General features: G+C 70.8%; 25 protein-coding genes and 1 pseudogene. 16 read left to right on the top strand and 10 right to left on the bottom strand.

What is annotated here, in order from left to right; genetic code table 11:
- Positions 1 to 6 precede the first annotated feature (6 nt).
- Positions 7 to 366: a hypothetical protein gene (locus C2L59_RS26955; RefSeq protein ID WP_103352281.1), complete on the top strand. Its 360-nt coding sequence runs from the start codon at positions 7 to 9 to the stop codon at positions 364 to 366.
- Positions 367 to 515: 149 nt separating this feature from the next.
- On the opposite strand, the gene C2L59_RS26950 is transcribed toward C2L59_RS26955, so the two are convergent.
- Together C2L59_RS26950 and C2L59_RS49315 are read right to left on the bottom strand one after the other, a co-directional pair.
- Positions 516 to 1,763 carry a hypothetical protein gene (locus tag C2L59_RS26950; RefSeq protein ID WP_146060447.1) on the bottom strand — a complete coding sequence of 416 codons (1,248 nt, stop codon included), beginning with the start codon at positions 1,761 to 1,763 and terminating at the stop codon, positions 516 to 518.
- A gap of 41 nt (positions 1,764 to 1,804) precedes the next feature.
- Positions 1,805 to 2,368, bottom strand: a complete 564-nt coding sequence (locus tag C2L59_RS49315) for a tetratricopeptide repeat protein (protein WP_233223709.1) — start codon at positions 2,366 to 2,368, stop codon at positions 1,805 to 1,807.
- Here C2L59_RS49315 and C2L59_RS48220 point away from each other — a divergent pair.
- The gene (locus C2L59_RS48220) at positions 2,322 to 2,705 is read left to right on the top strand and encodes a hypothetical protein (protein WP_199199271.1); all 384 of its coding nucleotides are present in this window, start codon (positions 2,322 to 2,324) and stop codon (positions 2,703 to 2,705) included. The two genes, C2L59_RS49315 and C2L59_RS48220, sit on opposite strands and share 47 nt — an antisense overlap.
- Before the next feature lie 36 nt (positions 2,706 to 2,741).
- Here C2L59_RS48220 and C2L59_RS26940 read toward each other — a convergent pair whose 3' ends face one another.
- A complete protein-coding gene (locus tag C2L59_RS26940; RefSeq protein ID WP_103352279.1) occupies positions 2,742 to 3,326 on the bottom strand; it encodes a dihydrofolate reductase family protein in 585 nt (194 codons plus the stop codon).
- Positions 3,327 to 3,495: 169 nt separating this feature from the next.
- Between C2L59_RS26940 and C2L59_RS26935 the strand changes: the two genes are divergently transcribed.
- Positions 3,496 to 3,960, top strand: coding sequence for a nuclear transport factor 2 family protein (locus tag C2L59_RS26935; RefSeq protein ID WP_233223708.1), 465 nt, complete (start codon positions 3,496 to 3,498; stop codon positions 3,958 to 3,960).
- A gap of 14 nt (positions 3,961 to 3,974) precedes the next feature.
- Here the strand turns inward: C2L59_RS26935 and C2L59_RS26930 are convergent, their stop codons facing one another.
- Positions 3,975 to 4,625, bottom strand: coding sequence for a DUF4230 domain-containing protein (locus C2L59_RS26930; RefSeq protein WP_233223707.1), 651 nt, complete (start codon positions 4,623 to 4,625; stop codon positions 3,975 to 3,977).
- A 103-nt stretch (positions 4,626 to 4,728) separates the two neighbouring features.
- On the opposite strand from C2L59_RS26930, the gene C2L59_RS48215 reads away from it, so the two are divergent.
- Positions 4,729 to 4,890, top strand: coding sequence for a hypothetical protein (locus C2L59_RS48215; RefSeq protein WP_199199265.1), 162 nt, complete (start codon positions 4,729 to 4,731; stop codon positions 4,888 to 4,890).
- Between the two features lie 35 nt (positions 4,891 to 4,925).
- Here the strand turns inward: C2L59_RS48215 and C2L59_RS49310 are convergent, their stop codons facing one another.
- From C2L59_RS49310 to C2L59_RS26910, 3 genes are all read right to left on the bottom strand, one after another.
- Positions 4,926 to 7,160, bottom strand: a complete 2,235-nt coding sequence (locus C2L59_RS49310) for a tetratricopeptide repeat protein (RefSeq protein ID WP_233223706.1) — start codon at positions 7,158 to 7,160, stop codon at positions 4,926 to 4,928.
- 564 nt (positions 7,161 to 7,724) lie between these two features.
- Positions 7,725 to 8,708 carry an amidohydrolase family protein gene (locus tag C2L59_RS26915; protein WP_103352277.1) on the bottom strand — a complete coding sequence of 328 codons (984 nt, stop codon included), beginning with the start codon at positions 8,706 to 8,708 and terminating at the stop codon, positions 7,725 to 7,727.
- Positions 8,705 to 9,016: a hypothetical protein gene (locus tag C2L59_RS26910; protein ID WP_103352276.1), complete on the bottom strand. Its 312-nt coding sequence runs from the start codon at positions 9,014 to 9,016 to the stop codon at positions 8,705 to 8,707. The genes C2L59_RS26915 and C2L59_RS26910 overlap by 4 nt, the downstream gene beginning before the upstream one ends.
- Positions 9,017 to 9,094: 78 nt before the next feature.
- Here C2L59_RS26910 and C2L59_RS26905 point away from each other — a divergent pair, with 78 nt between their 5' ends.
- From C2L59_RS26905 to C2L59_RS26880, 8 genes and pseudogenes are all read left to right on the top strand, one after another.
- On the top strand, positions 9,095 to 9,565 hold the full coding sequence (locus C2L59_RS26905; RefSeq protein ID WP_103352378.1) for a MarR family winged helix-turn-helix transcriptional regulator: 471 nt from the start codon (positions 9,095 to 9,097) through the stop codon (positions 9,563 to 9,565).
- 186 nt (positions 9,566 to 9,751) lie between these two features.
- Positions 9,752 to 10,189: pseudogene (locus C2L59_RS50445) on the top strand (SDR family NAD(P)-dependent oxidoreductase); the annotation flags it as partial.
- A 117-nt stretch (positions 10,190 to 10,306) separates the two neighbouring features.
- Positions 10,307 to 10,495, top strand: coding sequence for an SDR family oxidoreductase (locus tag C2L59_RS50440; protein WP_370444784.1), 189 nt, complete (start codon positions 10,307 to 10,309; stop codon positions 10,493 to 10,495).
- A 12-nt stretch (positions 10,496 to 10,507) separates the two neighbouring features.
- Positions 10,508 to 10,915 (top strand): hypothetical protein, encoded by a 408-nt coding sequence (locus tag C2L59_RS49305; protein WP_233223704.1) that lies wholly within the window; start codon positions 10,508 to 10,510, stop codon positions 10,913 to 10,915.
- Positions 10,851 to 11,369, top strand: a complete 519-nt coding sequence (locus C2L59_RS49300; RefSeq protein ID WP_233223703.1) for a hypothetical protein — start codon at positions 10,851 to 10,853, stop codon at positions 11,367 to 11,369. The genes C2L59_RS49305 and C2L59_RS49300 overlap by 65 nt, the downstream gene beginning before the upstream one ends.
- Positions 11,370 to 11,690: 321 nt before the next feature.
- Positions 11,691 to 12,272 (top strand): RICIN domain-containing protein, encoded by a 582-nt coding sequence (locus C2L59_RS26890; RefSeq protein ID WP_158263114.1) that lies wholly within the window; start codon positions 11,691 to 11,693, stop codon positions 12,270 to 12,272.
- Positions 12,265 to 12,492 carry a VOC family protein gene (locus C2L59_RS50435; RefSeq protein WP_370444779.1) on the top strand — a complete coding sequence of 76 codons (228 nt, stop codon included), beginning with the start codon at positions 12,265 to 12,267 and terminating at the stop codon, positions 12,490 to 12,492. Before C2L59_RS26890 ends, C2L59_RS50435 begins: the two co-directional genes overlap by 8 nt.
- Positions 12,493 to 12,665: 173 nt before the next feature.
- A complete protein-coding gene (locus tag C2L59_RS26880; protein ID WP_233223702.1) occupies positions 12,666 to 13,193 on the top strand; it encodes a hypothetical protein in 528 nt (175 codons plus the stop codon).
- Between the two features lie 190 nt (positions 13,194 to 13,383).
- Here the strand turns inward: C2L59_RS26880 and C2L59_RS26875 are convergent, their stop codons facing one another.
- A complete protein-coding gene (locus tag C2L59_RS26875; RefSeq protein ID WP_103352274.1) occupies positions 13,384 to 14,367 on the bottom strand; it encodes a helix-turn-helix transcriptional regulator in 984 nt (327 codons plus the stop codon).
- A gap of 141 nt (positions 14,368 to 14,508) precedes the next feature.
- On the opposite strand from C2L59_RS26875, the gene C2L59_RS26870 reads away from it, so the two are divergent.
- A complete protein-coding gene (locus tag C2L59_RS26870; RefSeq protein ID WP_158263113.1) occupies positions 14,509 to 14,985 on the top strand; it encodes a ricin-type beta-trefoil lectin domain protein in 477 nt (158 codons plus the stop codon).
- A gap of 204 nt (positions 14,986 to 15,189) precedes the next feature.
- Positions 15,190 to 16,224, top strand: a complete 1,035-nt coding sequence (locus tag C2L59_RS26865) for a helix-turn-helix domain-containing protein (RefSeq protein WP_103352272.1) — start codon at positions 15,190 to 15,192, stop codon at positions 16,222 to 16,224.
- On the opposite strand, the gene C2L59_RS26860 is transcribed toward C2L59_RS26865, so the two are convergent.
- Both C2L59_RS26860 and C2L59_RS26855 read right to left on the bottom strand, forming a co-directional pair.
- Positions 16,211 to 19,900, bottom strand: a complete 3,690-nt coding sequence (locus C2L59_RS26860) for a S8 family serine peptidase (RefSeq protein ID WP_103352271.1) — start codon at positions 19,898 to 19,900, stop codon at positions 16,211 to 16,213. The genes C2L59_RS26865 and C2L59_RS26860 overlap by 14 nt on opposite strands.
- An 83-nt stretch (positions 19,901 to 19,983) precedes the next feature.
- Complete coding sequence (locus C2L59_RS26855) at positions 19,984 to 20,403, bottom strand: MarR family transcriptional regulator (RefSeq protein WP_103352270.1); 420 nt, start codon at positions 20,401 to 20,403, stop codon at positions 19,984 to 19,986.
- 46 nt (positions 20,404 to 20,449) lie between these two features.
- On the opposite strand from C2L59_RS26855, the gene C2L59_RS26850 reads away from it, so the two are divergent.
- Together C2L59_RS26850 and C2L59_RS26845 are read left to right on the top strand one after the other, a co-directional pair.
- Complete coding sequence (locus C2L59_RS26850) at positions 20,450 to 21,127, top strand: class I SAM-dependent methyltransferase (RefSeq protein WP_103352269.1); 678 nt, start codon at positions 20,450 to 20,452, stop codon at positions 21,125 to 21,127.
- Between the two features lie 128 nt (positions 21,128 to 21,255).
- On the top strand, positions 21,256 to 24,531 hold the full coding sequence (locus C2L59_RS26845; RefSeq protein WP_146060445.1) for a lipopolysaccharide assembly protein LapB: 3,276 nt from the start codon (positions 21,256 to 21,258) through the stop codon (positions 24,529 to 24,531).
- The last annotated feature ends 101 nt before the right edge of the window (positions 24,532 to 24,632 follow it).

The raw sequence follows: 24,632 nt of genomic DNA, 5'->3' as shown, positions 1-24,632 counted from the left end.
GCACACGTGATCGAGTTCGGTTCGCGGGCGCGCACCCTGCCGGCACCTCCCCCCGTCGTCTGGGAGTCAATCGTCGAGCCGCGCCGGCCCGGCGCCCGTCCGTGGCTCCGCCTGCTCGCCGACGAAGTCGAACCCCGAGTCCTCACCGCCGAAAAACCCAGCCACGCGGCGTGGTCATCGCTGTGGCCGAGCCGGCCCGACGACCAGATCCATTTCGCCCTGACGGCCTCGCGCGACGGAGGCACCCTACTGCGATTCAGCTTGCTCACGCCCGCCGAAGCCCCCGACCAGAGCAAAACCGGACACCTCCGGCGGCGGGTCAACCACCTGCTGTTCGCCGATCTTCGCTATTCCTACGGTCAGTGAATGGCGAGCCGGGCGAGCAGTTCCCGTGCCTTCCGGGGATCGGGCCGTGGGCGCGGCGCAGCGTGAGGGCTCGCTCCGTCGAGCTTGCCAGAATGCACCGGCCGATGCGGTAGGACCAGCTCTTGGGCCCGAGGCGGGCCGACTTCCGCCTAAGGGACGACCGGGAGGCGGAGAAGGCGTTCCCGCACCGGGGAATTCGTCAGGGAGACCTCCTCGGCGAGGAGGCTGAGCGCTGCACCCAGCGGCATCGACATGCGTGTCCGGTACTCGGCGGGCAGCATGTCCGCGGGGCGGTCCGGCCTCCACTCGTGCGGGCGCTGCGAGAACCGGATGGACATCGATCGAGTCGTGTAGGTTCGCTCGGAACGACGGATTCGCTTCTGGTTGACGGCGTGCGAGTCGATGTTCAGGAACGTCACGCACAGCAGCTCGCCACGCGCCGCCTTGTTGAGCCATCGCCCATATCCCAGGAAGTAGGACATCGCCATTTCTTCGGGACCGATACCGGTCTCCTCCGAAAGTTCCCGGGTGGCGACGTTGATGGCCAACCGAGACAGTGCGAGGCGGTGCACCCCTCCGAAATCCTTCGGTTCCGCGCTGCCGGAGCCACTCGGTGCCAGCAGGTTGGGGCTCGCCATGTTCGCCGCCGACTGCTCCACCCCCACCAGCCTGCCATCAACCGTGACGGCAACGGTCGAAGCGCCGATCAGGTTGAAAAGCCAGCTGTCGCGGAAGTTCCGAAGGGATCCATCGCGCCGGATGAAGAGCGCACGGCCGAAGGCAGGCAGGGTGCGGTCCTCCTGCGCCACATCCCACATGGCCAGCTCGTCCGACTGGATGAACCGGAAATGATCACCGGCGACCACGTCGATGTCACCGGTCGACCACGAGGAGTCCGAAAAATCCGTGTTCCATCCGACGCACGGACCTTTGAACCGACCGGGATGATTCGCCAGTATGAATTTCAGGAACCTTCTTGCCTGCGGCTGCAACTGCCGAGGGACCAAGTAGGGGCGGCTCGACAGCCGCGCGAATTGTTCAGGCGACCGCATCCGCTCGCTTGTTCCGCGGTCGTGCACGAAGATGTCCGACCCGGTGTCGAGTACGCGAAAATTGTCGTCGGTGGCCAACGATTCGACGACATCGACGTAGCGATCCATCGGACGTGGCAGAAAGCGGGTCCGCCGCGCCTCGCGGCGATTCTTGCGGATTTCCAGCAGGAGCAGAACGATGGAGAAGGCCGCCTCTAGAAGGAGTACGGGATACGGGATGGCGACGACCATCGAGACAATGCCCACGGTGACGACGAGCACGCCCAGCACCGTCCAACGAAACTCCGCAAGGTACCTGGTGACCCGGTGGCCCGCCGTCAGGATTGCCCGCAAGATGATCACCATCCAGCCTCGCACCCCTCCCATCGAGCATGCAACCGTCACTGCTACATCCGTTGAAAGGGGTAGTCGCCGGCGCCGTCCACGCTGTTACGACTCAGTCGCCCCTGAACGCGAGCCGCGTCGGTGTCGCGGCTTTGGTCCTGGTACATCTCCAAAGCCTCCCGCCACACCGCGCCCGCGAGTTCGTGCTGACCCAGAGCGACATACGGATGGCCGAGCCGATCCAAGCTGTTGACCGCCTCCGTCGTGTTGCCGAGAGCGCGGTGCCGGCTCACAGCCTGCTCGTAGTACGCGATCGCCTGCCGGTAGTCGCCGGTGTGGTGGGCGATGTACCCGAGGCTGTCCAGGGCCTTTGCCTCGCCGATGGGGTTGCGGTGGCGCCGGTGCCGAGCCAGAGCGGTCAGGCAGTCGCGGCGGGCCCACGCGAGATTCCGGTGGCTCTGCGGTCGATGCGGTGACCTCGCCGCGCACCGCGACGGCCGGCTCCAGCGGGGCGCCCACCGGGGGGAAAGCCCGCAGGTCGACGAAAAGCCGGCCGTCGGGGAACCGGTCCTGGTTGGCGTGCGCCCAGTGCAGGGCCGGCGCGGTCTTCCCGATCCCGCCGGCACCGGCCAACGCGGAGATCACCACGGCGGCGCCCGTCGGCGCCGCGCCGCCGTCCGGCACGGCACCGAGCTGCGCCAGTTCGTGCAAGCGGCCGGCGAATTGAGCGGGCGCGGGTGGCAGCTGCCGCGGGACCGGCATCCGGTACGGCTGCTGCTGGACGATGTGGGCGAAGGTGCCGGCCTGAACCACAACGCCCGAAACGGTCTCGGCGGAGACGGTGTCGCGCGCTTGCGGTTCCGCGGCGGGCTCGCCGGCCGCTTCGTGATCCACCATTCACGCACCTCAGTCTCCTGCGAGGCCGCAGGACACAAGACCCACGCAGCCGCCGGATCCTCGTGACCGCTCCGCTCAAGGTCGGCCACCCACCGCCGACCGTTACTTTTCCTCCCGGCGGATCACGTGGTAACGCAGGTGGGTGACGCCGCGGCCCTCGAGCCGCCGGACGAGCTCGAGTTCGACGCGGTCGTGGCCGGCCGGCTCGAACAGCCGCCGCCCGGCACCCAGCAGCACGGGGACGAGGTGCAGTTCGAGTTCGTCGAGCTGCCGCGCGGCCAGCAGAGCCCGCGCCGCACCCGCGCCGTGGACCAGCACGGCCCGGTCCCCCGCCGCTTCCCGGGCCTCGACAGCACACGCCTGCACGTCGGTGTAGAACTTGGCGCTGCCAGGCGGCTCGTCGGCCGGGTCGACGGTGTGGGTGAGGACGTGGATCGGCACGCCGTCGTGGTGGTCACCATCCCATCGTTTGGCGAGCTCGAAGGTGCGGCGGCCGGAGATCACCGCGCCGGTCGACGCGGCCTCGGCGTACACCTGCCCGTTGACGCCCTCGGACATCCGGTCGTCGAGCCAGTCGAACAGCCGCCCTCCGCCGAGCCCGAGCTCCTGCCCCGGCCGGTCGTCCGGCCCGGCGATGTACCCGTCGACCGACATAGACATGTACAGCCGCAGTGGCGTCCTTGGCATCTCGAAACCCTTCCGTTGCCTCTGATGTGCGCCCGGTGCGGCGCGAAGCCGCCTTTTCACCGGTACGTCGATCGGGAGGCGCCGGATTCAACCTCCGATCACCGGAGGGCATCTCGAAAAAGTTAAGTAGTTACTTGACCGATGAGCCGGACTGCCGTAACTTAAGTACGTGCTTAACTATGATGATTCGCTGGATACCGTCGGCCCGCGGGCGGTGATCGAGGCCCGAGTCGCGGCGGTGGCAGCCAAGGACCTGGACGCCCTCTTGGCCTGCTACGCCGAGGACGTCACGCTGTTCGACGCGGTCGGTCCCGTCCGCGACACCGGCCGGGACGCGGAACGGGCCCGGCTACGGGAGTGGTTCGGCGCCTACCGGTCCGCGATCGAGCTGGACATCCGCGACCTGGACGTGGTCGCCGACGGCGACGTCGCGTTCGCGTCCTACCTGTTCCACGTACGCGGAACCATGCGGGACGGAACCGACGTGGCCATGTGGGTCCGCTCGACCGCCGGGCTCCGCCGCGACGACCACGGCTGGAAGATCGTCCACGAGCACAGTTCGGTGCCGTTCGACAGCGCGACCGGCGAGGCGCTCACCCGGCTGCGGCCCGAGGCCGGTCCTGCGGCGGGCTGACGCCGAACCGGTGGTCAGCCCGCGGCGTTGTCGGCGTAGTTGACGGTGATGTTCTTGAAGCCCAGCGACTGCAGCAGCCCGACGAGCATCGTGCGCGTGTTGCGTTCCGCGTCGACCACCAGCGAACTCTTCGCCGCCGCCGCCTGGATCTGCTTCTGGGCCAGTTCGTAGAGCGCCTGCTGGGAATTCGGGTTGCCGGAGAGGAACTCGTTGATGCGCGTGAACAATCCCTGTTGCTGGGCGTACACATGGGACTCGTGGACGTCCAGGGTCGCCGGCTCCAGCTGGGCGTGGCCCAGCGTGATCGTGGCGGACTGGCGGTCGTCGGACACCTGGACCGCGTCCCCCTTCAGCCGCGAGAAGTCCACGAAGGCGTTGTCCGTGCCGACGCCGATGAACATCGTGTCGCTGCCCACGAGGAAGCTCGGCAGCGCCGAAGTGGTGGTGATGTCGACGACCACCTGGAACGACCCGCTGGCCGCCTCGTAGCGCGAGAGCTCGACGATCGACTGCAGCAGCACCGGACCGGAGTGCTCTTCGGTCTGCTGGGCGAACGGATTGCGCAACTGGGGTAACAGGTGCACCGCCGAAGCGACCAGTACCGCGGCGAGCAGAACGATCACGGACACGGCCAACGCGACGAGCCGCTTGCCCCAAGCACCCATACCGGGAGGTATACCCAAATCCTCATCCGGTTAAGCGACGGCCGCGGCGGTACGGTGGCGTCGCTTCCGTGATCCGCTCTCTCCGACGACGAGGGGAACCGCCGTGCGCAAGTCCCTGTGGCTGCTGTGGGTCGTGCTCGCCGTTTTCGTCATCCTGATCCTCGCCATGATCTTCGGCGGCTACCGCAAGGGCACCAAACTCGGCGCACCCGCGAACCGCGAGCCGGTGGCGGAGTGGAGCGCGGGGCCACCCCTTCACGCCTGACCGACACCCCTCCGGACGTGCTGACCTTGGGCCGGTCAATACTCCCTGCCACGCAGCCGGGCCCGTTCGGCCCGGACCTCGGTCATCAGCCAGTGGTCCTCGCCGAACTGCCGGGTGCCTCGATCGAGGACGCGGTCCAACAGTTCGATCGCCGCCGGGGTGTCGCCGGTGTCGCTGAGCCAGCCGGCCAAGTCGGCCCGAGCTTCGAGTGTCGTCAGGTGGGTCTCCCCCAGGATCTGCGTGGAATCCTCCACCAGCGCGCGCGTCAGTTCGAGAGCCCTGGCCGGATCCCCGGCCGCGCCGATCGCGGCGGCCTGGGTCCGGCGGAACGGCAGGGTCTGCGCGTGCTTGCTGCCGTAGGCACGCTCGCTTTCGACGACCAGCTGATCCAGGATCGGGACCGCGGCGACGGCGTCTCCGGAGTCCAGCAGCGATCCGCCCAGGTTCCAAGCCGTGTCGAGGACGAACGAACGGGCCGCTGTGCCGATCGAGCGGGCGTCCTTCAGCAATGCGCGGAACTGTTCGGCACCGGCCGCGGCCCCGTGCAGATGCCGTGTCCACACGGCGGCTTCGAACCGCGCGTTCAGGGTGGAAGCGTGCCGCTGACCGTTTCGTTCGACGGCCACCGCGATCAGGTCGGTGGCGATCGACAGCGCTTGCTCGTGTTCGCCGCGTGCTCCCAGCTGCCGGGCCAGGGTGAGCCGGGCCTCCAGGACTTGGGCGTGGGTCCGGCCCAGCAACCGCTCGCCGTCTCGCACGACCTGCCGGATCATGCCCAGCGCACGCTCGGGATCGCCGTGGCCGCCGATTCGTTCGCCCAGCATCCACGCCAGGCTGTGCCGCATCGCGAGGAGGTCCTCGGCCGGCACGTCGTCCTCGCCCCCGGCCCGGCTGATGGTCGTTTCGAGCAGGTCCGGCGCGTGGCTCAGCGCCGCGTTGTCCAGCACTTCCGACAGTGCGGCGGCCGCACGGTAGTGACGGGACTCCAGCACCCGGTGGAATGTGGGCTCGACGTGCCGCACGTAGCCGGCGTAATCGGCTCTCCAGGCGACGTCCACCACGTCGTCGGGCGCCAGCCGGTCCAGCAGCGTGCGCCACACCGCTTCCGGAACGGGCGGGGTCGCGGGGTCCAGAACGGCTTCGTTCACCAGGTAGTCGAAAGCCTGGTAGGTCTGCGGGTCGAGCAGGCTGCTGGTGGCGTGCAACGGCGCCGTGGCCCACGCGAGGGCGTTCTCCCAGCTGCCGGGGTGCAGCAACGCGCCGCCCCGGTCAGCGAGGTAAACCTCGTGCAAGTCCCGCAGCATCGGCAACTCGAGCGGGCGTTGGTAGCCCGCCCGCCGGATGTCCACCGCCGCCGACACGAGGGCGGCGCCCCGGGCGTCTCCGTGGATGCGGTCGGCCGCGCGCGGCGTCGCGGACCACGCATCGTGCCAGTCGCGGAGCAGAGCGGGCCCGGCCGCCATCGTCTCGGCCAGGCCGTGCTTGTCCGCGACGCCGACCGCCAGAGCGATGCGCGGATCCGGCGAATCACGCGCCGCGTTCACCTCGGCCGGTGACCACGTGCGGTCGAGGCGCACTTCCGCGGTCACCGCATCGAGCAGCTGACGTCCCGCGCGTGCCGCCGTGCGTTCGCTTGCCGGTCGTGCCGTGTCGTAGCGAGCGCTGACCTCGTCCCGCAGATGTGCCCGCAAGGTCGCCAGCACCACCACCCGAGGCCCGAGACCATCCACGTCGGACCGGGTCAAGCCGTCCGCACCCAGGTACTGGTCCAGATCGTCGAGCCACAGCACACTGCGCCGCTTCCGGGTGGCGATTCCGATCGCGGCCGGCAGCGCAGCCGAGTCGACCGGCCGGACACAAACGTGCCGGGGCAGGCAACTCCGCATCGCCTCGTAGGCGAGCCGGGATTTGCCGGCGGTGGAATCCCCCACGACGAGGACGAACCCACCCGCCTTCAGCGCGGCCTCGACGTCCGGCATCCGGTCCCGCGCCACGAACGGCGGCACCCGGTCGGCACGGCCATCGGCGTGCGTGAGCCACGCGGCAGGGTGCACCCCCAGCCTGAGCGGATCGCCGGCCCGGTCCGCGCGCTCGACGTACAGCCGTTTCGAACGGCCGGCCGCGCGTTCGGCGATGTGTGCCCTGCCGCGTTCGGCAACCACCGCGACCACCGCGCCGACGGCGGCAACCACACCCGCCACCACCGCACCCGGGTAGATCTTGCCGGCCGCGGTGAGCACCGCGCTGACCACGGCCGCTGCGGTGACCAACCACCACCCTCGGACCACCCGCGCCACCGCCGCCTCCCGCCGATCGCGGAAACCACCCGGCCAACGCTACGGCCATGTCGGCGTTCGCAACACTCGGTTGTCTCTTCGACGCGCCCGGCTCCACGAGGCCGTCACGGCGTACGAGAACCCTGCCGAAGCCAGCTCTCCGCACCGCACGACGGGCAGCGCAGCCTGTACTCGCCGCTCCCGCCGGCGGCTTGGGGAAACCATTCGACGTTCAGGAAGCCATCGTCGTTTTCCGGGCAGCGCAGGTTCTCCCGAGCACCCTCGGTGACTTGCCTGGCCACCTGGATCCACGCTGAGCGAGTCATCACTGCCCCTTCTCCGACGCGAGTCCGGCCACGCAACCGATCGCTGCGCGACCACGGTCCCACGCCGCCCGCCGTGCGTTCACGTCCGGTCACGCCGAGGAGAGCGGGTCGTCGGCGGGCAGCGATCCGGCGCCGAGGTGCAGGGAGCCGACGCCCGGGTGAGGGCCACCTCGCGTCGGTCCACCACGGTGCCGGGTCGACGACCGGCCGCCGACCTACCGCCTGTGGTGGACTACTGGCGCCGGATGCCCGCGATCAGGTTTTCCCAGTTCCCGTAAGCGATCCGCGCCCGGTCGGTGTCGCTGATCGGGGCGGTCGTCACGAACCGCCGGGCGGAACCGCCGTGCTCGTGGTTGAACGGGTGGTCCGAGGCGTACATGATCCGGTCCGCGCCCACCGTTTCCAGGCTCCATCGCAGGTACCGGTGGCTGGCGATGCCGCCCGGGGTGATGAAGACGTTCGTGCGGAAGTACTCCGCGATCGGGCGCTCCAGCGTGGTCGCCGCGTCCAGGGCCGCCACGCGGTCGAGGTAGAACAGCACGACCTCGCCCCAGTGCCCCAGGATCAGCTGCAGCCCCGGGAACCGGTCGAAGACCTCGGCGACGATCAGCCGGAGCGCGGTCAGCCCGGCGTCGTAGTGCCAGCCGAACGTTCCGGTGGCCAGGAGCTCGTCGACCGGGCCGCCGAACCGGCGGTAGTAGGCCTCGGTGACCGCCGGGACCGGCGCGCTCGGGTGCAGGTACACCGGGGCGCGCAGGTCCTCGGCGGCCTCGAAGAGGTCCCGGAAACGGGACTCGTCGAGCGCCTGGCCGCGGGAGTTCGCGTTCACCAGCGCCCCGTCGAACCCGAGGTCCTCGACGGCCCGCCGCAGCTCGTCGGCCGCCGCCGCGGGCGTGGCCGTCGCGAGGGCCGCGAACCCCCGGAACCGCTCCGGAAACCGGCTGACGACGTCGGCGAGGAGATCGTTGGTGGGACGTTGCAGTGCGACGGCTTCGGCGGGGTCGAGGTCCTGCAAGCCGGGCGTCGTGAGCGACAGCACGGCGGTGTCGATCCCGGCGTCGTCCATCGCGGCGACGCGGCCTTCGCCCAGGTCGAGCAAGGCGGCACTGGCGACGGCCCGGCTCATCATCGGCGCGGCGAGCGCGGGGTCGTGCCGCCGCCACGCGGCGACCACGTCGGCCGTGGCGAAGTGCTCCTCGAGCCCGTAGAGCCTCACCGGAGGGTCTTGAGCGCGCCGGCCCAGGCTTCGAGCTGGTCGAACAGCACCGACGCGGCGTCGTCGTGCATCGGGGACGGGGAGAACTCGGCGAAGTTCTCGAAGTCGGTGAAGAGCGAGAACGACAGCTGCTGGCGCACGTGGGCGATCTGCAGCTCACTGCAGATCGCCCGCAGGTGCTCGATGGCGCGGGCGCCGCCGAGCGCGCCGGCGTTCGGCCGTTCCTTGGCCTTGGCCAGCACCCGCCTCGCCACGGCTTCGCCCTTCCGGCCGGGACGGGTGCTGCCGAGGACGATCGCGATCTTCACGGGGAGTCCTCTCACTTGAATATTCAAGTGGGACCCTAGCACGCTGACGTGAATTTTCAAGTGAGCTAGACTGTGGCGATGGCGGAACCCGAGCACCGCTGGCTCACGGCCGGCGAACTGTCGGCGTGGCGCGGCTTCATGCGGCTCGCCCAGCGGCTGCCGGCGTCCCTGGAGGCACAGCTGCAGCGGGACGCGCAGCTGAGTTTCCTCGAGTACTACGTGCTCGCGCACCTGTCGGAGCAGCCGGATCGCCGGGCGCGGATGAGCGACCTGGCGGCCTTGGCGAACACGGAGCTGTCGCGGCTGTCCCACCTGATCGGCCGGCTGGAGAAGCGCGGCTTCGCCCGCCGGGAGACGGATCCGGACAACGGCCGGTACACGCAGGCAATCCTGACGGACGCGGGCTTCGCGCACCTGGAAGCGGTCGCGCCCGGACACGTCGAGCGGGTACGGGAACTGTTCGCCGACGCCCTGACCCCGGCGGAACTGCACACGCTGCGCCGGATCGCGGACAAGGTGCTGGCCCGCGTCGACGACCGGGCAGGGTGACGGAGCGGCCATCGAATTCGGCGCCATCGAACGGCCTCTTCCCCGCCGGGCATCGGCGCGGGACGCTGGGTGCACTTCCTGAACCCCCGGCGAATTCGGCTACAGCGCGGCCGATCTCCTGCGGACGGCCGTCGGCACCGTCCTCGACGGGGCAGTCCGCCCCGGCGACGAACAGGAGGTCAGCTCATGACCGGGGTTGCCCTGATCACCGGGTCCAGCAGCGGGATCGGCGCGGCCACCGCGCGCCTGCTGGCCGAGCGCGGGATGCGGGTGGTGATCGACTACCTGCACAGCGAGCAAGCGGCCCAGGAGGTCGCCACCGGGATCGCAGCGGCGGGCGGCGAGGCCATGGCCGTCCGGGCCGACGTGCGCGACATCGCGGCGGTCGACGCCCTCGTCGAACGGGTCAGGTCCGCCTGGGGCGGGATCGATGTGCTGGTGCACAACGCATTGACGCCGTACGCGATCAAGCCGTTCGAGCAGGTGACCTGGGACGAACTGGGCGGCAAGCTCGACGACGAACTGCGGGCCGCGTTCGTGGTCACCCAGGCGGTGCTGCCCGCGATGACCGCGCGGAGCCGGGGCCGGCTGATCTACCTGGGCACCGGCCTGAGCCGTCAGCCCCGCGCCGGCTTGATCGCGCTGGGACGGCCAAGGCCGCGCTCACCCAGTTCGCCGGCTACCTGGCCCAGGAGCTCGGCCCCCGCGGCATCACCGTCAACGTCGTCGAACCCGGCCCCGGTGGCCGGAACCAGGATCTCCCACGTCCTCGACGACGAGCAGAGGCGGCGCCAGCCGGCCGCCACCCCGCTGGGCCGGCTGGCCGTGCCGGCGGACGTGGCCACCGTGGTCGCCTTCTGCGCCGGCGAAGACAACTCCTTCATGACCGGGACCACCGCCGCGGTCGACGGCGGCATGGCGATGTACTGAGAAGGGACGGTCATGCCCACCATCGATCTGGCCTACGTCGGCCGGGGCCTGCACGAAGAGCTCGTCGCCTACATCGCCGACCAGGAGGACCGCTACGCCGCCGAGGACGTGCAGGTCGCGCTGCACGACGGCTGCGCGTGGGACATCGAGCGGCTGCGCCGCGGCGCCACCATCGGGCTCGGCCGCGCGCTGCTGTCCCGGCTGGCCGACGGCACCCCGTGGGTCGCGCTCACGGTCAACACCGACCGTCCGCTGTTCCGGTTCCTGGCCCGGTCCGGTACTTCCCTGACCGACCTGGCCGGCCGGCGCCTGGCGGTGCACGCCCCGCACCCCGCCGGGCTGTTTCGCCCGGATCGTGCTGCGCCAGGCCGGTCTCGACCCGGACCGGGACGCGGACTGCGTGGTCCGGCAGCCGGGTGACTACGGCATGGACCTGCGCCGCCTGCGCTCGGGTGAGATCGACGCCGCCTACGTCGGCAGCACGATGGCCCCGGAAGCGGTGGCCGCCGAACACGGCTGGCAGCTGCTGGCCTGGGTCGGCGGCCACTTCCGGATCCCCACCGTGGTTCTGGCCGTCGACCCCACGTACGTCTCGCCGGACGACCCCGCGGTGCAGGCCATGATCCGCGCCCACCGCCGCGCCCTGCGGGTGCTCCACGACGATCCCGACACCACGGTGCGGCACCTGCGGACGTTCCTGGGCGGCCAGCCCGAGGCCGAGGCCCGCGCCGGCTACGAAAGGTTCATTGCGCCGTGCTTCAGTACCGACGGCCGAGCGGACCGCACCATCGGGGCGGCCGGCATCGCCGCGATCGCGGCTGAACTGGGGGTGCCGGAAACGGTTGGTGCGGAGGAGTTCTACTGCACCGGCTGAGCAGGAAAGGACACCGGCGGGGGTGGTGCCACCTCGGCCGAGGTGGCACCGGGTGACCGGGTGCCGGGGATGAGGCTGCTCCCGTCTCCGGGACGGCTATGCGATCCGACCGGACCAGTTCGGTGTAGCGAATCGGCCGCCGCCTGCGACCTTCAGGCAAGGAACTGGTGTTGTCGTCGGGTGGGGGGCGAATTGGCTGGCCGAAGTGGTCGCGCAGTGTGGCTGGTTGCCGGCGGGATTGTGACGTGGGCGGTGATCCACTTCGGTTTGTTGAACTGGCTCGGAGACACGCACCACCCCTGGCGCCCCATCGTAGAGGGAGTGAGCTGGGTCGCCGGAATCGGTGCGCTGGCTGTCGCCGTCCTGGCGCTGCCGGTGCCGTCGCTGCGGACGCAAGGCGGGTCCCTTCCCGCACCGCGCGGTTTTCGAGCTCAGCTCAAGGGAGTGAAAATGTCGAAGAACAGTCCTCTCCTCCTGGTCAACAGAGCATGCGGCTTCGCTCTCGACACCCCCATCGGCACCGAGCCGGGAGGCGACGTGACGGTGTGGACACCACATGGCCAGCAGCATCAACTCTGGCGTTTGGAGGCGAGCGGCGAAAAGAACCAGGTGCTGATCGTGTCCGTGGCCAACGGTCTGGTCCTCGACGCCACTTTCGAGGTTTCCGGTGACATCCATCCGGTGATGTCGGAGAACACCGGCCAACCGCGGCAACGTTGGCGACTCGAGGACAGCCCGGACGGCAACGGGTACCTGATCCGATCCGTGCACAACGGCCGCTACCTCACGATCGGCCACGACGCCGCGCGAGGGTGGGGCCCGTGGTTCGAGGACCGCCATTCGCGCAGCTCACAGCAATGGATGCTGTTGCTGCCACAAGGTCGCATGGCCGAGGTTGGCTGAACCGCCAACGGCTTACTGGCGCGCCGAAGGATGCGGCCTTCGCCGAACGCCGAATGACCTGGCCGCGGAGGTTGCCCGCCTCACCGCGTCGGGTGCCGAGCCGGTATCCGGTTGGCTGGACGTCCACACGTTACGTGCACCGGGCGGTCACCTGTTCTGCGTGGTACCCCTGCACAGCAAGCCCGAGACGTTCGCCGCCTCGGCGCACACCTGGCCCTGACGCCCCACGAGAAGAGCACTGGGATGACGGCGCGCTCCGTCCAGGACGAGATGCGAATCGACACGCCTACGCACCCGGTCTCAGCTATGTTCACGGCGAGCCGAGCGGGCAGTAACAGCACGCGTGCCGGGCGCGACTTGGTCGGGAACTAGGGTCGATGGGGGTGGCCGTGCATGGCGCTGGCTGTCGAAGGCATCGGCGGCTGGCTGGTCCACGCCATCCCCGACATCTCCAGCAATCTGTCCGCGGCGGCCGTCGGAGGGATGCTGGTCTGGGCGACGACGAATGCCAGCCGGCGCCTCAGGCTGCTCCGCGCGCGCCGCTTCTGGCGGGCGCTGGGTGGGCGGCACCCGCTCATCGTCCTGGGCGCCCATGACTTCGGGCCGCACCGGAGGTGGGCCAGAGCCGGCGTGGTCGGCATGCGCGACATCGGCGCCCTCAAGGAAATCGAGGCTCAGCTCCGCAAACTGGGCTTTGCCGGGAAAATCACCGAGTCGAAGCAAGTCACCCCGCGTGAACTGAGCGGGGACCTCGTCCTGATCGGCGGCCCGCTGGCGAACGACGTGACAAGAACGATGCTGGACGGAGTGATCTCCTTCGCTTTCGCCGAAGACCCGGGCCACAAGGCAGCCGTAGTACAGGACACGGCACCGCTGCCGCGGCGGAAAAACTCGGAGACCGCAAGCTCCTCCGCAGGCTGAAAAGGATGAAGCACTTCGAGGTACTGGTGGAGACAACTGTCGTCAACGGCGCCCACTACAACACCGAAGTGGTGGAAATCCGGCGGCTCCCGTCCGGATGAAGTCCGGGACTTCGACGGCGCTGGTCCTGCAGCACGCCCCACTGATGCTCACTCATGCCGCCGACAACGCCTCGCCGGTCCTCGGACTCCTAGTCGCGGGCGTCTTCCAGCAGACCTGCCGCGTGTGCGGTCCGCCGGTACAACACGTAGCGCCCGTCTCTCACCTTGGTGACGAGGTGTGCGCGGTGCAGTGCGCTGAGGTGGTAGGAGACGGTGCCCGGCGCGTATCCGACCAGGGTGGCGAGTTCTGCGGTGGACCGGGCGGTTTCGAGGTGCGCCAGCAGAGCCGCTCGGGTGTTGCCGAGCACCTGCGCGATGCCTCCGGACCTGCGGTCCCGGCCGGCTTCGATCCGCAGGGCCGGGTAGTAGAGGACGAACTGCCCGGGGGTGTCGACCTGGATGATGACGTCGGGCCAGCTGAGCACCCCGGGTGCGAGGACCAGGTCCCGGCCGGTGACGTCGATTTCGCCGTCCCGCGACCTGGTGAGTGTCACCGCGTCGCCTGCCCAGTCGATGCCGGGGTGGAGTGCGCCGAGCGCCCGGCCGATGCCGTGGGCCGCGATGGCCGTCGCGCGACGGGCGATGTCCCGGTCGATGATCGAGCGCAGTTCGGGCCACCCGTCGGAAAGGGCATCCCGCCAGAACCGGGCGAGACCGTTGGCGAGGCGTCGCTGCATCCGCCCGGACTCCGCGATCCGGCGGGTCGAGGCTCGCAACGGCCTGCTCCAGTGCGTCCGGGTGTAGGTGAAGACCTGCTCTTCGAGGTCCTCCTGCGATACCGCCTCGATCCGCGCGATCTGTTCGTCGAGCAGGTCGCGGCGCTGCGGGTCGGCCCCCGGCTGCGGGGTGAGCAGGTCGGGCCTGTAGGTGTCGCCGTTGCGCGGCAGCAGGTCCGCGAGCAGGGCGACGTCGGGGTGGGCGAGTGCGGCGCGGGCGAGCGGGCCGGGATCTCCGAACACCGGGTGCCGTCCCGACGCGGCGGTGAGTCTCAGCCACACCATGGATTCCGACGCCGGGGAAGCGGCGAACCGCATCCGGGCCAGGGTGTCGGCGTCTACGCGCAGGGTGAGCACTGCGCCGACGGTAGCAGTCGTCGCGGCGGATTCGAACTGGTTCGAATGCTTTCCGGTGACAGGTCCTCGCGGTGTTGGGTGGTCACGTTCGCAGCGGATCGCCAAGCGGCGCGCCGCACTACGCATTCAAGGGGATCAACCATGGAACTCAAGGGAAAACTCGGCCGGCTCGCCGGTGCCGGCGCGGCGATCGCATTCGGCTCGACGTTGCTGGCCGGCGCCGCGACCACGGCACAGGCGGCGCCGGTGTACTACCAGGTGATCAACGGCAACAGCAGCAACTCCTGCCTTCAGGTGGTGGACGTCCCGACCGGCAAGGGAAACCTCGTCCTCGGCAACTGCGACCGCAGCGCGAAGCAGGTGTGGACGATCACCGGCGGCGTCTTCCGGAACCCGGCGTCGGGCCACTGCCTCGACGGGAACGGCGCGGACGTCTACACGTACCCGTGCAACGGCGGCGCGTACCAGCAGTGGACGACCACGTCCGGCAGTCCGAAGTCCATCAAGCACGCCTGGAGCGGCAAGTACCTGCACGCGAGCGGAAGCGTCGGGGCCCAGGTCGTCTTCCAGCCCACCATCGGGACGGCATCCCGATGGGTGATCGACCAGGTGCGATGAACCGGCCCGCCCGGTGAACGCGGCGGGCCGTCCCCTCGGGCGGCCCGCCGTCCCGCAGCGCGCTGGGCCCCGGCCGATCGCGCCTCAGCCGGGGCGATGCGGCCGACTGGCGTCCTGCGCCACAACGCCTCCCAAGCCGCGTTGTACCTTGTCAGCGAGCCGTCGACGCCGATGGGAACCGCGGTCGCGTGGCTAGGAGGCAGTGTGCTGGAAGCGCTGGGGATGACTCCCGACGAAGAACGGGTCTACCGGGTGGTCGTCGGGGAGTACCGGAGCGCGCCCGAGGAGATTGCGGGGCGGGTCGGCGTGAGCCGCGGGGAGGTGGACGCCATCCTGGACGTCCTGCTGGCGAAGGGGCTCGTCAGCAGGGCCGACGGGCACTTCGTGTCCGCGCCGCCGGATGTCTCCCTCGGGCCGCTGCTCGTGCGCGGGCAGGAGAAGCTGGAGGCCGCCCGGGCCGCGGTGTCCCAGCTCGCCGAGGAGTACCGCGGCAGCGCGCGGCGGCGGGACTCCGCGCAGCTCGTCGAGGTCATCACCGGGGTGGACGCGATCCGGCGGCAGGCCCTCGCCATCCAGCGCGGCGCCCGCGAGGAGTCCCTGTGGTTCTGCCTGGAGGGCAACGTCGCGATGGCGGCGTCGGAGAACGTCGAGGAGGCGCTGGCGCAGGCCCGTGGCGTGCAGTACCGCGTGATCTACGAAACCGGCCTGCTCGAAGAACCCGGCCGGATCGTCAACGTCCTGGAGGGGATCGAGGGCGGTGAGATCGCCCGCTCGATCTCGAAGCTGCCGGTGCGCCTGGCCATCTCCGACCGCTCGGTGGCGCTGTGCCCGCTGGTCAGCCACGACAGCACCGGCGAGCCCACCGCCGCGCTCGTCCGGGAAAGCAGCCTGCTGTCCGCGCTGGTCGCGTTGTTCGAGGTCTACTGGGAACGCGCGTCGCCGCTGCGGATCGGCGACACCGCGCCCACCAGCCACCTCGATCCGGACGAGCGGCGGCTGCTGTCCCTGCTCATCGGCGGGGTCAGCGACAAGTCGATCGCGACCCAGCTCGACGTCAGCTACCGGACCGTCCAGCGGCGCCTGCAGGACCTGATGCGCCGGGTCAACGCCCGCACCCGGATGCAGCTGGCCTGGCAGGCCAGCAAACTCGGCTGGCTGGACGAGCCGAGCCCCGGGCACCTCCTGCCGCGAACCGGCGGAAGGCACCCGGAGCCCGTACACGACGCTATTTCGAACTGAGCCCGTACGCCCGGAGCACCGTCTGGTCGACGGTGTCCCCCGCGCTGTCGGTGGCCTGCACCCGCAACGCGACGTAGGAGTTCGTGGCCCCGAGCGACGGGTGGTCGATCGTGGCCTCGTAGGACTTCCCGGCGCGCTTGACGTCGACGGCGCGCCAGGTCCGGCCGTCGTCGTAGGACGCCCAGGCCTTCACCGACCGCACGTCCGGCGCGGGCATCCCGTCCTGGAACCGCGCGGTGAGGCCGATCTTCGCCCGGCGACCGGCCGGGAGCCGGTTTCCGGCGTCGGCGTCCACCGCGTAGTCCAGCTGCAGCAACGGAAGCAGCGCCGGGGACGCCGACCGGGCCGAGCGGAACGTCCACGACGTCTGCGTGCCGGTGCCGAACAGCCACTCCGGCGAATCCCGCCGCACCGACAGCTCGAGCCGGTAGGTCGCCGGGTCCGCGCCGGCGGGGAACGTGCCGAACGCGTACGGCTGCTCCGACACGAGCTGGCCGTCGCGGAAGAGCTTCGCCGACGTCACGGCCGGCTCGGCCTGGTCGTCACCTTCGTTGAAGCCGTAGTGCCCGTCCTGGCTGTCGGCGAACTCCGGGATCCGGATCCGCAGCTTGTCGCCTTCGCGGGCCGAGTCCAGGCCCGGCACGCCCCGCGGGATGGCGGGCCGGACCACCGGCGCGAACCAGTCCTCGGTGATGTGCTCCTTGGCCTGGTAGGTGCGCGGCGCCGCGGTCATGCCGCCCTGGAGCGGGGACATCTCGTCCCAGATCAGACCGTGCTTGACCCGGTGCTGCCACAGGGTGTCCCCGGAGCTGACGTACTCCTGGCGGGTCGACGGCGTCGTCACGTACCGCTGGTACTCGTTGACGGCGAAGTCCTGCCACGGCTTCCACGCGAACCGCTGTTCCTTCGCCTGACCGCCGCTGCCGGTCTGGCGGTAGTGGGTGGTGACGGTGGCGGTGTTCGCCGCGGTGACCCGGTGGACGGGCTGGTCCGGGATCCGGTCGCGTTCGGTCTGCACCACGTCGTAGAGGTACGGGCTGACCGCGACCCCGCGCAGGCTCAGGAGCGCCGGGAAGCGCTTGATCCTGTCCAGCAGCGCCAGCCCCTCGTCCCGGTCGAGCTGGACGGTCGGGATCGCGAGGGTCGGCGCCGCGCTGATCGACGGGACCGAGGCGCTGCCCCAGCCGTCCGGCACGACGATGAAGACGATCACCGCCCCGGCGTCCGCGGCGGCGCGGGAGACCTCGTCGCGGTTGTAGTCCGCCGGGTCCGGGTCGACGATCGCGGCCTTCCCCCGCGCGTTCTTGAAGTCCGCCGGTTTGCCGTGCCCCGCGGAGACGGCCTGCAGCAGCCGCCACCCGTCCAGCTTGGGCGACCCGGCGAAGTAGCGGTTCGTCAGCGGATCACGGCCGCCCAGGACGTTCACCGTCAACGGCGGTGCGATCCTCGACCAGCGGGAGCCGAACTCGAAGGCACCGGTCGTGACCTTCGGCGTCGGGGTGACGCGGAGTTCGCGGGTGTAGTCGAACTGCATGGCGTAGTTCGCGATCCGGCGCGGACCGAGTTCGCGGTAGGTGTAGTAGCTCCAGATCCCGGCCTGTTCGGACGGTTGCGGGGTCTGGATCTCCACCTTCACCGCCTTGCGGGCGTCCAGCACGACGGTCGTGTCGCCGGTGATCCGCAGCTCCGGCAGGACGACCTGGGAGACGGTGAGGCCGTCCCCGCCCCCGTCGACCTCGGCGGTCAGGTAGTACACGCCCGCGCCGAGCTCGACCGTCCGGCTGTCGCCACCCAGCCAGGTGTTGACGTCGAAGCGGTAGTCCTCGCCGTACATCAGCAGCCACGGCGCGACGGCCGGCTTGCCCTGCAGGTCCAGCGCGGTGAGGGTGACCTTGTGCTTCGGCGCGGTCTTGTCCGCGCCGAGCGCGGTGTGCACGACCACCCCGCCGGCCGTCGCGGTGAGCCGTCCGCTGTAGGTGCCCGCCGCCAGTTTCGCCGGGTCGCCGGTGATCGTGACGGTCGCCCGGCCGCCGGCCGGAACGTCCACAGTAGACCTGCCGAGCCGGATCCCGTCCCCGGCGGGGACACCGGCGAGGGACTTGGCGTCGAGCGCGAGCTTCAGCGAGACCGGCGTGGTGCCGGCGTTGGTGTAGGTGACCTCTTCGGACACCGGCGCCTTGCCGTCCTCGACCGCGCCGAGGTCGAGCGTGCCGGTGGCGAAGACCTGCTGCTTCACCGCCCGCGCCACGTCGACCCGGCCGCCGCCCTGCTCGAACACGGAAAGCCCGTTGGCGGTCAGGGACGTGCTGGCCAGCGCGTCCTTGAGCTGCCGGCCCGTCCAGCCGGGGTGCTGCTGGGCGAGGACCGCCACCGCGCCGGCGACGTGCGGCGTGGCCATCGACGTGCCGGAAGCGGCGGTGTAGTGGTCGTCGACGACGTCGCCCATGGCGGTCCCCGCGGCGCGCGCGGCGACGATGCCGACGCCGGGCGCGGTGATGTCGGGCTTGACGGCGTTGTCGCCCAGGCGCGGGCCGCGGCTGGAGAACGACGCCAGTTTCTCGTCCCGGCCGACCGCGCCGACGGTCAGCGCGGCTTCGGCGGTGCCCGGCGAGCCGATCGTGTAGGCACCCTGGTCACCGTCGTTGCCGGCGGCCACCACGAAGAGCGTGCCCGTCTGTTCGCTCAGCGCGTCGAGGCCGAGGCTGAGCGCGTCGGTGCCGTCGGTCGGGCCGCCGCCGAGGCTCATGTTGACCGCCTTGGCGCCGGAGTGCGCCGCCCACTCCATCCCGGCGAGGACCCAGGACTCGTAGCCGAAACCGTCGTCGTCGAGCACCTTGCCGACGAGCAGTTTCGCGCCCGGTGCGACGCCCTTGAGCTTTCCGCCCGAGGCGGCGCCGGAACCCGCGATGGTCGAGGCGACGTGCGTGCCGTGGCCGAAGTGGTCGGTCGTGTCGGGGCTGGTCGTGAAGTTGACCGCCTCGCGCACACGCCCGGCCAGGTCGGGGTGGGTGGGGTCGTAGCCGGTGTCGAGCACGGCGACCGTGGTGCCGGTGCCGTCGTAGCCCGCGGCCCACGCCTCGGGCGCGCCGATCTGCGGGACGCTGCGGTCGAGGGAGGCGCGGACCTTGCGGTCCAGGGAGATCCGCTCGATGTTTCCCGACGAGGCCCAGAACGCCGTGGCGTTCGCCTTGCCGGCCCGCGCCGAACGGCCGTTGACGCTGCTCAGCGTGACGCCGAGCTCGGCGTTCGCGGTGGTGGTTTTCCGCAGGTCCGTTCCCTGGCGGTAGGTGAGGATCAGCGGCAGGGTGGCCGACTGCTCGTCGGCGTAGCCCTCGGCGATCAGCTCGGTGACGTCGAAGAGGGTCCGGTCCACCTGCTTCGAGCCCAGCCGCGGGGTGACGTCCTCGGGGAAGACGCTGAGGTGGCCGTCGACCTCCTGCTGGTGGAACCGGATGTGCTCCCGGCCCGGTGCGGGCCGGACGGTGGCGGCCTGCTTGCCGCCGGGCTGCCGTTCGACCTGGACGACGTCCCCGGTGAGCAGGGTGACCGAATGGCGTTCGGCACCCGCGCGTGACGGTGCCGCTTGCGGGCCGGGCGCCGCGTTCGCGACTCCGGCGGTGCCCGCGGCGAGGGTGCCGACGCAGGCCACGACCAGAACAGATGATCTCCAGTGCATCGCACCAGGCTCGCGCCGGCGCCGTCATCCGTCACTAGGGCGGCCGCGTCCGAATCACGACACGTCACATCTTCGTCAGCCGGCTACCGGGGCAACGCCGCGACGAGCAGCCGCCGGAGCTCGCGCCGATCGCGGGCCCCGAGCCCGCCCAGGACCCGGTCCTCGGCCTCGGCCACCTCGGGGTCGAGACGCGCGAGCACGGTGACGCCCGCCCGCGTCAACGTGGCAGGCAACGACCGCCCGGACGCCGCCGTGGCGGGTCGCGTCACCAGGCCGCGATCCTGCAGCTCGCGCACCACCTTGTTCATCGCCTGCGGCGACACCTGGGCCTCGCGGGCCAGCTCGGCGTTGGACTTCGGCGACCGCGACAGCATCCGCAGGCAGAGGTACGCGGGCGCCGCCAGGTCGGCGGGCCCGAGCACGGCGGCGGCCACCTCGGCGCGCAGGGCCGCGGTGACCCGGTGCAGCAGGTAGCCGAGCGGCTCGTCGCGGAGGCTGTCCATGTCAACCATGTTGACATGTATCAACCTGGTTGACACTCTGGGGTGCATGACGAACCCTTCACTGTTCGAATCCGCCTACCGCGGTCAGGCTCCCGAGATGGGGCGGGGCGCCCGGCCGCCGTGGAGCCTCGGCGAACCGCAACCCGAGATCGCCGCGCTCATCGACGCGGGTGCGTTCCACGGCGAGGTCCTCGACGCCGGTTGCGGCGAGGGCGCGACGTCGCACCACCTCGCCGAGCGGGGCTTCCCGACGGTCGGTCTGGACCAGTCGCCGACCGCGATCGGGCTCGCGCGCGCGGAAGCCGCCCGGCGCGGCTTGACCGACGCCGCCTTCGCGGTCGCCGACATCAGCACGTTCACCGGCTACGACGGCCGGTTCGGCACGGTCGTCGACAGCACCTTGTTCCACTCGATGCCGGTGGAGCTGCGCCGGGGGTACCAGGAATCGATCGTGCGCGCGGCGGCGCCGGGCGCGTCCTACTTCGTGCTGGTGTTCGACAGCGCGACCGTGCCCTCGGACCGGGTCAACCCGGTCTCGGCGGCGGAACTGCGGGAGGTGGTGGGCGCGTACTGGACGATCGACGAGATCCGGCCGGCCCGCATCCACGCCGACGTCGCCGGGAACTTCCCGGACTTCGCGGACTTCGCTGGCCGCGACGTCCGCGACGAGGGCCATGGCCGCAAGTCGGCCCCCGCCTGGCTGCTGTCCGCGCACTTGTCCTGACTTCCGCAGCCGCCGCACCGGCCCGCGGACACCGCCGCCGGGCACACTTCTCACACACCGGGTCCGCCGTTCGGGGTATACCGCGGGGGATGCCCCGGCGTGCGGCGTGGTGGCGGGATACTGGTTCGATGCCCGACGATGCGGATGTGCCGCCGGATGGAGTGGCGAACTCCGTGGACGGCGAGGTCAGCGGCTCGGTGGTGCAGGCGGGCGTGCACATCGGGGACATCAACCTGCGGACCGGTGCGCCGGTTCGGACCCGGTACCGCGAGCAGGTCAAGCAGATCGCACCCAAGGAACTGGTCGGCCGCGAAGCCGAGCGGGCCGAGCTTGCCGCCTTCGCCACCGATCCGGCGTTCGCGGGCAGCTACGTCCTGTGGCGCGCCCCGGCCTGGGCGGGCAAGTCGGCCCTGCTGTCGTGGTTCGTCCTCAATCCCCCGGCCGGGGTGCGGGTGGTGTCCTTCTTCATCACCGCCCGGATGGCCAGCCAGAACGACCGCGGGGCGTTCGTGGAGAACGTGCTCGAACAGCTCGCCACGCTGCTGGACGATCCCCTGCCGGCGTTGCTCACCGTGCACACCCGCGAGGCGCACCTGCTCGGGCTGCTCGGCGACGCCGCCCACGCCTGCGCGGCCCGCGGGGAACGGCTGGTCCTGGTCGTCGACGGGCTCGACGAGGACCGCGGGGTCACCACCGGTGCGGACGCCCACAGCATCGCCGCGCTGCTGCCCGCCGAGTTACCGCCCGGGCTGCGCGTGATCGTCTCCAGCAGGCCGCGACCGCCTATTCCCCCGGACGTGCCGGATCAGCACCCGTTGCGTGACGCCGGTATCACCCGCACGCTGACCATCTCCGAGAAGGCGACGGCCATCCGCACGGAGATGGAACGCGAGCTGAAGGAACTGCTCACCGGCACCGAGCTGCAACAGGACCTGCTGGGGCTGCTCGCCGCGGCGGGTGGCGGGCTGGGCCCCCGGGAGCTGGCCGAGCTGACGGGCCGGTCGCAGTGGGAGGTCGACGACCACCTGCGCACCGTCACCGGCCGCAGCTTCACCCTCAGGGACGCACACTGGCAGCCCGACTCCGTGATCTACGTACTGGGCCACGAGGAACTGCAGACGGCCGCGATCGCCATGTTCGGCGACACCCGCATCGCGGGCTACCGCGACCGGTTGCACCGGATGTACGCGCGGTACCGCGAGACGGGGTGGCCGACGTCCTCGCCGGAATACCTGCTGAGCGGCTACTTCAACATGCTCAAGGCGACCGGCGACCTCCCGAGGATGATCGCCTGCGGCACCGATCTGGCTCGCCACAACCGGATACTGGACATCTCCGGTGGCGACGTGACGGCCATCGCCGAGATCGTCGGCACCCAGGAGGCCATCGCGGACGGAGGGCTCGCGGGAACCGACGCGGTCTCGGCCATGCTCCGGCTGGCCGTGCACCGCGACCACCTCCGCAAGCGCAACTCCTACATCCCGCGTGAGCTGCCCGCGGTGTGGGCGGCGCTCGGCCACGTCAACCGGGCGGAAGCCCTCGCGCAGTCCATCACCAGCCCGTCCTGGCGGCGCCGGGCGCAGGTGGCACTGGTCGGAGCGCTCCTCGACACCCGGGAACTCGACCGGGCCGAACTCGTGGCGCATTCCATCGGCAACGCGGTCGAAAAGCACGAGTCGCTCGTGTCCGTGATCGCGGCACTGGCCGAGGCGGGGGCGTACGACCGGGCGCGCGCCCTGACCGGGCTCATCACCAATCCGGTCGCGCGAAGCCAGGCGCTGGCCGCGGTGGCGGGGGCGCTCGCCGCCGCCGGGGACACCGATCGGGCCGTGGCCTGTGCCCGGTCGATCACCAACCGGTCCTGGCTGGTGCGCGCGCTCACCGCGGTCGCCGCGGCGACCGCGGACCACGGCGACGGCGAACGGGCGTGCGTGCTCGCCATGGAGGCCACCTCGCTGGCCAGGCGGCTGTCCAAGCACGACGACGAACGCGCAGCCCTGGACGCATTGGCCAAGGCACTGACCGTGGCCGGTCACGAGGATCAGGTGCGCAGGCTGACCGAGCTGACGCACAACGCGCCACCCGACCAGCCGCCGGCCCACGAGCCGGACGAGCCGCGCCCCACGTACGACGGGATGCCGCTCGGGGAGGTCGGCAACTGCGAAGAGCTGGTTCTGCTGGCGAAGAAAGCCCTCGCCGACGGCGACCCGGAACGGGCACGGGCCGCGGCAGCCGAGGCCGAGGCCCTCGCCAGGAGGATGAGCAATCCCGTCGGCAAGGGCCAGGCGCTGGCCACCCTGATCAGGGCCGCGGCGAGCACCGGCAACCGCGACCGGCTGCTCGCGCTCACCGAGCTGATCACCAGCCACTACGAGCGGGTCCGGGCGCTGGTCGTGCTGATGAACCTGGTGGCGCAGAAGGACCCGGCCTGGGCGCGCGCCCTCGGGACCACCGCCGAAGAACATGCCCGGTCGATCGCGGACGACCTCAAGCAGAAGCAGGCGCTGCTCTCCCTGGTGCGAGCCGTGGTGCCGATCGGCGATCTCGCCTGGGCGGAAGCACTGACCCGGTCGATTCCCAGGTCCCACGAACACACCGAGGCGCTCTCCGTCCTGACGAAGGCGCTGGCGGCCCAGGGGAACGTGGATCGGGCGCTGCAGCTGGCCCACGTCCGGGAAGCCGAAAAGCGATGCCGGCTGCTGATCGGCATCGCGTGGGCGACGGGCCGTGCCGGCGATCGTGACCGCGCCGGCGAGCTGGTCGACCGGATCGCCATCCTGGTCGACACCATCGGCTCCCTTCCCGAACGACTCCGCACCTGGGCCCGGCTCATCGAGCTGGTGGGCGCCGTCGGACGTCCGCGGCAGGCCGAGCGTCTGAGCAGGGAGGCCGCGGCACTGCTCGGGAGAGTCGACGACACCATCCTGGTCCAGTCCGGGTTGTTCGAAACGGTCGCCGTGCTCGGCGATTTCGCGCGCGCGAAACGGCTCGCCGAGTCCATCGTGAGCCCGGTCAGGCGACGGGCGGAGCTGATCGCGTTGAGCGAGTTCAGGGCCGATCACCCCAAGCGCGAGGCTGCGTTGACGACCCCCATCGACGAACTCCCGCAAACCCGCCAGCCGCGGCCTGCGCCCTCGCGGCTGGACGCGCTGATCGCCGAGGGAGACCTCGGCCAAGCCGCCCGGCTCATCCGCTCGATGCCCGACCCCGACAAGCAATGCGCCGCGTGGGTGGCCGTGGCCAAGCACCTCGGTCCCGACCACTGCGCGGGCCCGATCGTCGCGATCCTCGCCCGGCAGCCGTGGGCCAAGGCCATCGGGGTGCTGGCCGAACACCAGCCGGGGGCACTGGCCGTGCTCATCGACGAACTGCTGGCCATCTCGGCGCCCACGCCGGGTTCCTGAGGCCGGACTGGGGACCACGAGCGGCCGGCCGATCGGGAGTTACACCGGACGATCGACCGTCTCGCCTCTAGTACTTTCGGCCGAGGTCCGCACCGCGAAAA

This window comes from Amycolatopsis sp. CA-128772, from assembly GCF_002904295.1.
Lineage (GTDB): Bacteria > Actinomycetota > Actinomycetes > Mycobacteriales > Pseudonocardiaceae > Amycolatopsis.
This window is presented reverse-complemented; position numbering and strand designations above follow the sequence as displayed.